The sequence below is a fragment of the Sphingobium phenoxybenzoativorans genome, assembly GCF_001757355.1.
In the GTDB taxonomy this organism is placed as follows: Bacteria; Pseudomonadota; Alphaproteobacteria; order Sphingomonadales; family Sphingomonadaceae; genus Sphingobium; species Sphingobium phenoxybenzoativorans.
Genome location: NZ_MINO01000043.1, coordinates 24,230 through 32,448, shown reverse-complemented (window position 1 = coordinate 32,448; position 8,219 = coordinate 24,230). Strand labels below are relative to the sequence as shown.

Sequence of the window (8,219 nt, the reverse complement as noted above, 5' to 3'; positions counted from 1 at the left end):
TGGGAGGCCGCCGGTTACATCGTGCGCGGCACCGCGCTGTCGGGCATCGCGGCGGAGAATCTGGAAGGCGGATCGGGCATCGCGTCGCGCACCATCGCCAGCTTAGAGCATAGCTGGGCGCGTGACCGCGACCGGCTCACATCGCGTGACGTGCTGGTCGTGGACGAAGCCGGCATGATCGGCACACGCCAGCTCCAGCGCGTACTCGCCGAAGTGGCGGGAGCCGACGCCAAGGTGGTGATGGTCGGCGACGTTCAGCAGCTCCAGGCGATCGAGGCCGGCGCTGCGTTTCGGCTGCTCGCGGAGCGCCATGGCGCCGCCGAAATCGGCGAGGTGCGTCGGCAGACCGCTGAGTGGATGCGCGAGGCGACCCGCGCCTTCGCGACCGGTCGGACCGCAGAGGCGATCTCCGCTTACTCGAACGGCGGCATGGTTCATGCCGCCGACACGCGAGACGCGGCGCGCGCTGCTCTGATCGATCGCTGGGGCACAGAGCGCCGCGCCGCACCAACCGCCAGTCGCATCATCCTCACGCACACCAATCAGGAGGTTCACATGCTCAATCTTGCTGCGCGCGAGCGGCTCCATGCGCAAGGCGAACTCGGCACCGACGTCGCGGTCCGCACCGACCGCGGTCTGCGCGACTTCGCCGACAACGACCGCATCCTGTTCCTCAAGAATGAGCGCGACCTTGGCGTGAAGAACGGCACGCTGGGTCAGGTCGAGAAAGTACAGCCGGATAGTTTGGCGGTGCGGCTCGATGATGGCCGGCGCGTCAACGTCGATCTCAAGACCTATGCGCATGTCGATCATGGCTATGCCGCGACCGTCCATAAGACGCAGGGCATGACCGTTGATTGCACGCATGTGCTGGCGACGCCGGGGCTCGATGCGCACTCTTCCTATGTTGCGCTCAGCCGCCACCGTGAGGGCACGGCGGTACACTATGGCCGCGACGATTTCGCCGACGAAGCCGCCCTCCGCCGCACACTCGCGCGCGAACGACCGAAGGACATGGCGCTCGACTATGAGCGGCAGACTGCCTCGCCTCCGTCGGGACCGCAGACAGTCGCTGCCGCCCGCGCCGGGGATGACCGCAGTTCCACCGCGCCGCGCGAGCAGCCGCGAGGATTGGCTGCGCTGGTGTCGCGCGTGCTCGGTCGGTCCGGTGACGAACGCACGGCATCGCCTGAACCGACCCGCGAAGCGAACGGCGACCGCGCGGCCGATCGCAGCGGCGGAGCCGCCCGTGAACCGGTGAAGGATCAGCCCGCCGTGCGCGTCGCTTCCGTGACGGAAGGACGGGGTACGGACACCGGCCGTGGTGCCGATCCGTCGAACAGCGAACAGGCGAAGGCGCTGCGCGCCATGATGGCGGCGCGTGAGCGTGCGCCTCGCCAAACAGCCGAGTCCATGCGGGAGGCATTGGCAGCGGCTAAGAAGGCGCCCGGCATCTCGCGCGATCAGGATTATGGGGCCGAGCGGTGAGCGGTGGAGCGGTCGCGAGTGGTGGCCGGGGCGGCGCTGAGCCCGTCGTTCAACAGATCGCGTTCCTGTCGGCAGTGGCCGCGATCGCGGCGTGCTGGCCGCTTGTTCGTTCCCTTGTTCCGCCTGATGGACGGTTCGCGCTTGCCGACCTGGTGCGGGAGCATTGGACGCACCGGCATGCGCTCGAACCATGGCTCGAGCAGCGCTGGGCCTGGCTCGCGCTACATGGCTATCATCTCTGGTTCGCGCTCGCCGCTCTCCCCGGCGTCATCGCGACTGCGATCGTGCAGGGCGCGGATCGCCGAACCTTTTGGCCGCTCCTGCATGCGCCGGTGGGCTGGCTGGGTGGAAGCGTGCTGGGTTACTGGCTCTACACCAGCTTCCGCGGAGATAGCTGGCCGCTCGCGGTGTTAATGCCGGCGGCGTTCGGTTTCCTCGGCGGCGCCATCGCTGCCCGGATTGCCGCCAGTCCGCGCAGGGTCATCCATCTTCGTGGCACGCGCGTCGGCGCATTCAACGGCGGACGTGGCGGGCGGCTTCGCGCTCGGCTCGCCGGGGGCGTGACGCTGGCAGGCGTGCCGCTGAGTCGGGAGGACGAAACCATGCACGTGGCCGCGATCGGCGCGACCGGTTCCGGTAAGTCCACCGCTCTGCGCGGGCTAATGGCTGACGCCATCCGACGCGGTGACCGGCAGGTCGTGGCCGATCCCGACGGTGCGGCAATGAGCGCTTTTTACGAAGCGGGTGACATCATTTTGAACCCTTTCGATCGACGGTGCGCGCGGTGGGATCTGTTGGCCGAGATCGAACGCGCCGGCGACCATGCCTTTCTCGCCCAATCGGTCCTGCCGCATCTCGGTATCGGCGAACATGACCAGTGGATCACCTATGCTCAGCAGCTTCTCGCCGCAGCTTTGGAAAATTTTGGGCGGCTGGGGCTCGGCACGATCAGCGATCTCATCAATATCCTCGCGTCGGGCTCGGTTGCCGAACTGAAGCTTCTCTGCCAAGGCACGGCAGCAGCACGCTATTTCGAGCCTGGCGGTGAGAAGATGCTCGCCAGCATCCTCGGTACGCTCGCGCCGGCTATAGGAAATCTTCGCTTCATAACGGCGCTAGACGGCGAATCATTCTCGATACGGCAATGGATCCGAACCGGAGCGGGATCGCTCTGGCTTCCTTATTCCGCCAACCAGATAGCGGCGCTTCGTGGCCTAATCTCATGCTGGATGAACATCGCCATTCTGGAGACGCTGTCACTGTCGCCTGATCGCGATCGGCGGATCTGGTTTCACATCGACGAGCTAGACGCATTAGGACGGATCGAGGGACTGAGGGACGCGCAAGCTCGCCTTAGAAAATTCGGCGGCTGCGTCGCGATCGGCTTTCAGTCGTCGGCGCAGGTCAAAGCCGTCTATGGCGAGGGGGCTCACACGATCATTGAGAACTGTGGAAACCTGTTGTTACTCCGCTCGGGCCTCAGCGAGGGTGGCGGGACCGCCGAACTCGTCTCCGACCTCATCGGTAGCCGCGAGATAGAGCGCGACGATGTCAGTCGGTCGCGCACGCGGGGGCGCTACACGTCACGTTCGACATCAACGCAGAGCAAACGAACGGTCGAGGAGGCGATACTCGCCAGCGAGATCATGCAACTTCCGAATCGAGAGGGCTATGTAAAGCGAGCGACCTCGCCAGGTTGGCAGCGCGTGCATTTTGCATATATTAATTATCCGCAGCGCACGCGGGCTTTCGAGGCTACCTTAAATTCCTGAACACGCCGAAGAGGATGGTTACAGGGCGTGATCGCCGGTAGCGATCATCGCGGGCATCCGGAGAGCGTCTTGTCCCCTGCGACCTGAGGAGCAGATTTAGCCGGGCCCCGCCGCAGTCGACGTCTCGTGACTTGCGACCTTTTCGCGACGTGCGACAATGTCGGATAAGCGATCCGCATGTGCCGAGCCCCATGTGCACAGCTGAAAAAGAGCGTCGGCGAGGCTCTGCCCAAAGGGCGTTAGCGAATAATCGACACGCGGTGGAATCTCCCCATGATCCAGACGCTCGATGATGCCATCTGACTGCAGTTCTTTAAGCTGCTGGATCAGAACCTTATGACTGACTTTGCCGACGGCGCGGCGCAGTCCGCCATACCGCAAAGTGCTTTGTGTCAGATGGAACACGATCAGCGGCTTCCACTTGCCGCCAATGACGAACAAGACCGCCTCCAGACCACATGTAAAGGGGCTCACCATTGCAATACTCAACATATAGGCACTTACCAAAAGGTGCATACTGGCACAAGCAGCCAATGCGCCATACTTCAAGCCTGTAAGTTCAAACCTTCTAAAGGGATGATACGACACATGGGAAAGCTTGAAGGAAAGGTGGCCGTCATAACCGGCGCTAATAGCGGTATCGGACTTGCCACCGCCCGGAGGTTCGTCGCCGAGGGTGCGCATGTTTACATCACAGGTCGCAGGCAAGCCGAGCTTGATGCCGCCGTCGGCGAAATCGGGCCCGGCGTCACTGCCGTGCAAGGCGATGTAACAAGCTTTGCGGATCTGGACCGGCTGATCGAAGCCGTACGTGCTGGGCACGGCCGCATAGACGTGCTAATCGCCAACGCCGGAGCTGGAAGTTTGGAGCCGTTAGGGCACATAACCGAGGACGCCTTCGACAGGGTCTTCGACGTAAACGTGAAGGGAACGGTTTTCACGGTTCAGAAGGCCCTCCCACTGATGGCCGAGGGGAGCTCGATCATCATGACCGGATCGACTGCCGGGCAGAAAGGGACGCCCGCGTTCAGCATCTACAGCGCGACAAAGGCAGCTATCCGGAATCTGGCACGCAGTTGGGCGCTGGACCTGAAAGGCACCGGCATACGCGTGAATGTGCTATCTCCTGGCGCCACGGCAACACCCGGTATGGACAGTGTCGCCGAGATCGCTGGGCGCGACGCGATGCTGGACGCGATCCTCGCGCAAACACCTATGGGACGCATTGCCGATCCCGCCGATATCGCGGCCGTTGCGGTGTTTCTCGCATCGGACGACAGTGCCGTGATGACCGGAAGCGAGGTGTTCGCCGACGGTGGCATGGCCCAAGTCTGAGTACTGGCACAACGCTTTGCGGCGCGTGCGGCGGGCCTGACAGGGTTGACGATGAGGGTGCTGCGCCCCGCACCCGAGACTCACCGGCAGAACTCAATTCCATCAACCAACGGGAAAAAAGCTAATTCGGCGCCGGAGCTTGGATGTTCGCTGCCGCTCGCTCCAAGTGACCCGAGCGCATAACCGGCTAAGATTCATCAAATAGCGATCAAAACCCAAATCGAGGATCGGTCGGCCTGATGATCGGTATTGAGGATCGCAATTTCCCCGGGATCGTCCAGTTTCCTAGCAAAATGGCCGAGGAGCAAAGGTAAGCGCTCGCGTGGTCACATTGTCTCCGAGCGCTCCTTGCCCCATTTGTCGATAGGAGCAATGATTTGATCGATCTCGAAAGAAGGGTCGCCCTCGTCACGGGAGCGGGCGCAGGTTTGGGCAAGGCTCATGCGCTGGCGCTAGCCCGGCATAACGCGCGGCTGGTGATCAACGATCTTTCGAGCGAGGCGGTGGACGCGGTTGTTGCTGAGATCGTTGAACAGGGAGGAGACGCGGTCGGGTGGGCGGGCTCCGTTGCCGACAAGGGTTGCGTCGACGCGATGGTCGAGCATGCCGAACGATGTTTAGGGCCGGTTGATATTCTCGTGAACAACGCCGGAATCCTGCGCGACCGCTCTTTCAGCAAGATGAGCCTGGAGGATTTCCAGACCGTAATAGACGTGCATCTCATGGGCAGCGTCTATTGCACAAAGGCAGTGTGGGAAGGGATGCGGGCGCGCTCTTACGGCCGTATCCTCTTCACCACCTCGTCGTCGGGTCTCTACGGCAATTTCGGCCAATCTAACTACAGTGCAGCGAAGATGGCCTTGGTGGGCCTGATGCAGACGCTTGGTATTGAAGGCGAAAAATACGGCATCCGCGTAAACTGCCTCGCGCCGAGCGCGGCAACCGGGATGACGGAGCGCCTCTACCCACCAGAACTGCTGCGGTCACTCGGCGCCGAAGCCGTGAGCCCCGCCGTGGTAGCCCTTTCCTCATGTGATGCGCCAACCCGCGCGATCATCCTGGCTGGCGCCGGAGGGTTTTCCCAAGCGCACATCGGTATGACTCGCGGGATCTATCTCGGGGCTAAGGCGGATATCGCGGGCGAACTGATCTCCAGCTTCGATGTGGTTGGTTCGCGGGAGGGCGAGGTTGTGCCCGTGAGCGGTGTCGATCAGCACCGTTATGAAGTCGAGCGGATGAGCCAGTTCAGTGTGGCTGCACAATCATAATTGAGACTTTAACGTTTCTCCTCCATTCCATGCGTTCAGAACCGCTCGTGTCACAAGCAGGTTGCGCGGTAGTGGCAGGGGATCGGAGAAGGACGAGCCACCATGTATTACTCGGTGTCCGTAGACAGCTCGAGCGGCATAGTCACGGCGATACTCAATGGCTTTTGGACGTTTGAGACTGCGCAAGCTTATTGGGGAGAGTTGCTTGGAGCGGGCGAGCGGGCGAATATAGGACGCACTGGTGGCAAATATCTGATCGACGCGCGCCAACTCGAAGTGCAGTCGCAACCCGTGGTGGAGTTTAACACCCAAGCCGCAGCGGCGTCCAGTTTTGCAGAAGCCAAGGTAGCCTTCGTGGTCGAAAGCGCACTCTCCGGGCGCCAGGCTTCTCGGATAAAGCCCGGCGCCAGCCATCAGACCTTCAAAGATCTGGATGAAGCAAGGCGATGGCTAATGGATCAGTAGCCTCGAACTATCAACGAAGGCTTGGATCCTACCGGCATTCCCTACCTATTTACCAACCGTGAGAGCGACTTGAATATCCTGGCGACGGCCATCGCCTTTTTCAGAACGCGGAAGCCATCATAGAGGCGGGCCATGATTGGCATCGCCAATGGCGATTTTTCCCTGCCTGCCAGACCGCCCAAGGTCTCCATTCAGAAGCGCGCATCGTGCTAGCGGAGAGGAAGGCGAGTGTGACCTCATTTGATTTTGCCGTGGCCGGCGCCGGCCACAATTCGCTGATAGCAGCGGCATATCTCGCCGCGGCGGGGCTGAAGGTGATCGTGCTCGAGCGCAATTCCTTCATCGGCGGAGGCGTGACGACGCGCGAAGTGACTCTTCCCGGCTTTCGGCACGACCTCCACTCAACCTCACACAACTTCCTCCAGTCCAACCCGCTGATCAAGGACGACGAATTGGGGCTGCAGGCGAAATACGGCCTGCAATATATCAAGCCAGAAGTGTCCGTCGCGAGCGTGTTCGACGACGGCACCTCGCTCCCCATCCGGCATGATCTGGACAAGACCTGCCAAGCGATGGCCCGTTTTTCCGAGCGCGACGCCGAGATGTACCGGGCCTTCGTCAACCAGTTCCGCGAGTTGCTCCCCATGTTCGTATCGGGGCTTTTCGCGCCGCCGGCACCCTATGGCATGTTCATGGGGCTCCTTGAGCAGAGTCGGCAGGGCCGCGGCCTGATCGGCATGATGAATAAGAGCGCCTATGACATCATCAACGAGGTGTTCACGGACGATCGCCTCAAGATCAATTTCATGAAATTCTCGTCCGAGGCCATGGCCGGGCCGGAGGAGAAGGGGACCGGCCTGATCTTTGGCATGATGGCTGGCTTCGTTCACAGCTACCATAGCGGCTTCCCGGTCGGCGGGAGCGGCGCCTTGTCGGATTCCCTGGCCGCCTTCATCGAAGCGCATGGAGGCGAGATCCGGACTGACAGCCACGTAGCCAAGGTCCTGGTCGAGAGCGGTAGCGCAGTGGGCGTCCGTCTCGAGAGCGGCGAAGAAATCCGCTGTCGGCGCGGCGTTGTCGGCTGCTTCCACCCGCATCTGCTCGGGGACTATGTCGACGGCATCGACCCTAACATCCTGGATGACGCCCGCAAGACGCAGCCGGGACCATATAGCAATATCGTCGTGCACTATGCTCTGGAGAAACCGTTCACTTACCCAGCGCTCGATGCGGGCATGACCCCCATGATCGTCGAGTGCTTGCCTACGGACCTCCAGAAATTCCGCCGCGAGTATGACGATCTCAGATATGGGTGCATGCCCGAGAACCTGAGCGTCATCGCGTGCCAGCATACGAATCTGGACCCGTCGCGGGCGCCTGATGGAAAGGCCACGCTCTATCAGCTCAGCTTCGCGCCCTACGAGCTTGCCGATGGCGGGCCTTCACGTTGGGACGACATTCGCGACAGCGTCGCCGATCGCATGATGGAAGCCTATCGGCCGTTCGTATCCAGCATGGACTCCAGCAACATCCTGGCAAGGCATGTTGCGACGCCCTTGGACCATGAGCGTTTCAGCCTGAGTTTTCAGAAGGGCGATATCAGTGGAATCGGGCGCTACGTCTATCAGTTCCTCGGCCGGCGGCCGACGCCTGAACTCTCGCAATATGCGGTGCCCGCGGTCGATGGCCTCTATCTCTGTGGCCCTTTCATGCACCCAGGCGGGGGTGTCATCGGCGGCGGTCGCGGCGTCGCCATGAAGATCATGAACGATCTGGATATCGATTTCGATCGGGTGCTGGCACGGCTGTGAATAGAAGGAGTCCAGCGCTTTCGCTGGCTTCCATTCTTGAGGGCGCGTTTGAACAGGCCATAAGGCGCGGTTCAGTTCCG

Annotated in this window: 7 protein-coding genes; 6 read left to right on the top strand and 1 reads right to left on the bottom strand. The window is 61.8% G+C overall.

The window, feature by feature from the left end:
• Together BHQ40_RS17060 and BHQ40_RS17055 are read left to right on the top strand one after the other, a co-directional pair.
• On the top strand, positions 1 to 1,488 hold a 1,488-nt coding region (locus tag BHQ40_RS17060; protein WP_171905891.1), incomplete at its 5' end, for an AAA family ATPase.
• Complete coding sequence (locus BHQ40_RS17055; RefSeq protein ID WP_070157022.1) at positions 1,485 to 3,260, top strand: type IV secretion system DNA-binding domain-containing protein; 1,776 nt, start codon at positions 1,485 to 1,487, stop codon at positions 3,258 to 3,260. The genes BHQ40_RS17060 and BHQ40_RS17055, both read left to right, overlap by 4 nt.
• Positions 3,261 to 3,356: 96 nt before the next feature.
• Here the strand turns inward: BHQ40_RS17055 and BHQ40_RS17050 are convergent, their stop codons facing one another.
• Positions 3,357 to 3,701, bottom strand: coding sequence for a winged helix-turn-helix transcriptional regulator (locus tag BHQ40_RS17050; protein ID WP_253183398.1), 345 nt, complete (start codon positions 3,699 to 3,701; stop codon positions 3,357 to 3,359).
• A 147-nt stretch (positions 3,702 to 3,848) separates the two neighbouring features.
• On the opposite strand from BHQ40_RS17050, the gene BHQ40_RS17045 reads away from it, so the two are divergent.
• The 4 genes from BHQ40_RS17045 (at position 3,849) to BHQ40_RS17030 (ending at position 8,139) form a co-directional block, all read left to right on the top strand.
• Complete coding sequence (locus BHQ40_RS17045; RefSeq protein ID WP_070157020.1) at positions 3,849 to 4,595, top strand: SDR family NAD(P)-dependent oxidoreductase; 747 nt, start codon at positions 3,849 to 3,851, stop codon at positions 4,593 to 4,595.
• Positions 4,596 to 4,975: 380 nt separating this feature from the next.
• Positions 4,976 to 5,863: an SDR family NAD(P)-dependent oxidoreductase gene (locus BHQ40_RS17040; protein WP_171905892.1), complete on the top strand. Its 888-nt coding sequence runs from the start codon at positions 4,976 to 4,978 to the stop codon at positions 5,861 to 5,863.
• Between the two features lie 102 nt (positions 5,864 to 5,965).
• Complete coding sequence (locus BHQ40_RS17035) at positions 5,966 to 6,328, top strand: hypothetical protein (protein WP_070157018.1); 363 nt, start codon at positions 5,966 to 5,968, stop codon at positions 6,326 to 6,328.
• Between the two features lie 230 nt (positions 6,329 to 6,558).
• Positions 6,559 to 8,139: a phytoene desaturase family protein gene (locus BHQ40_RS17030; RefSeq protein ID WP_070157017.1), complete on the top strand. Its 1,581-nt coding sequence runs from the start codon at positions 6,559 to 6,561 to the stop codon at positions 8,137 to 8,139.
• Positions 8,140 to 8,219 lie beyond the last annotated feature (80 nt).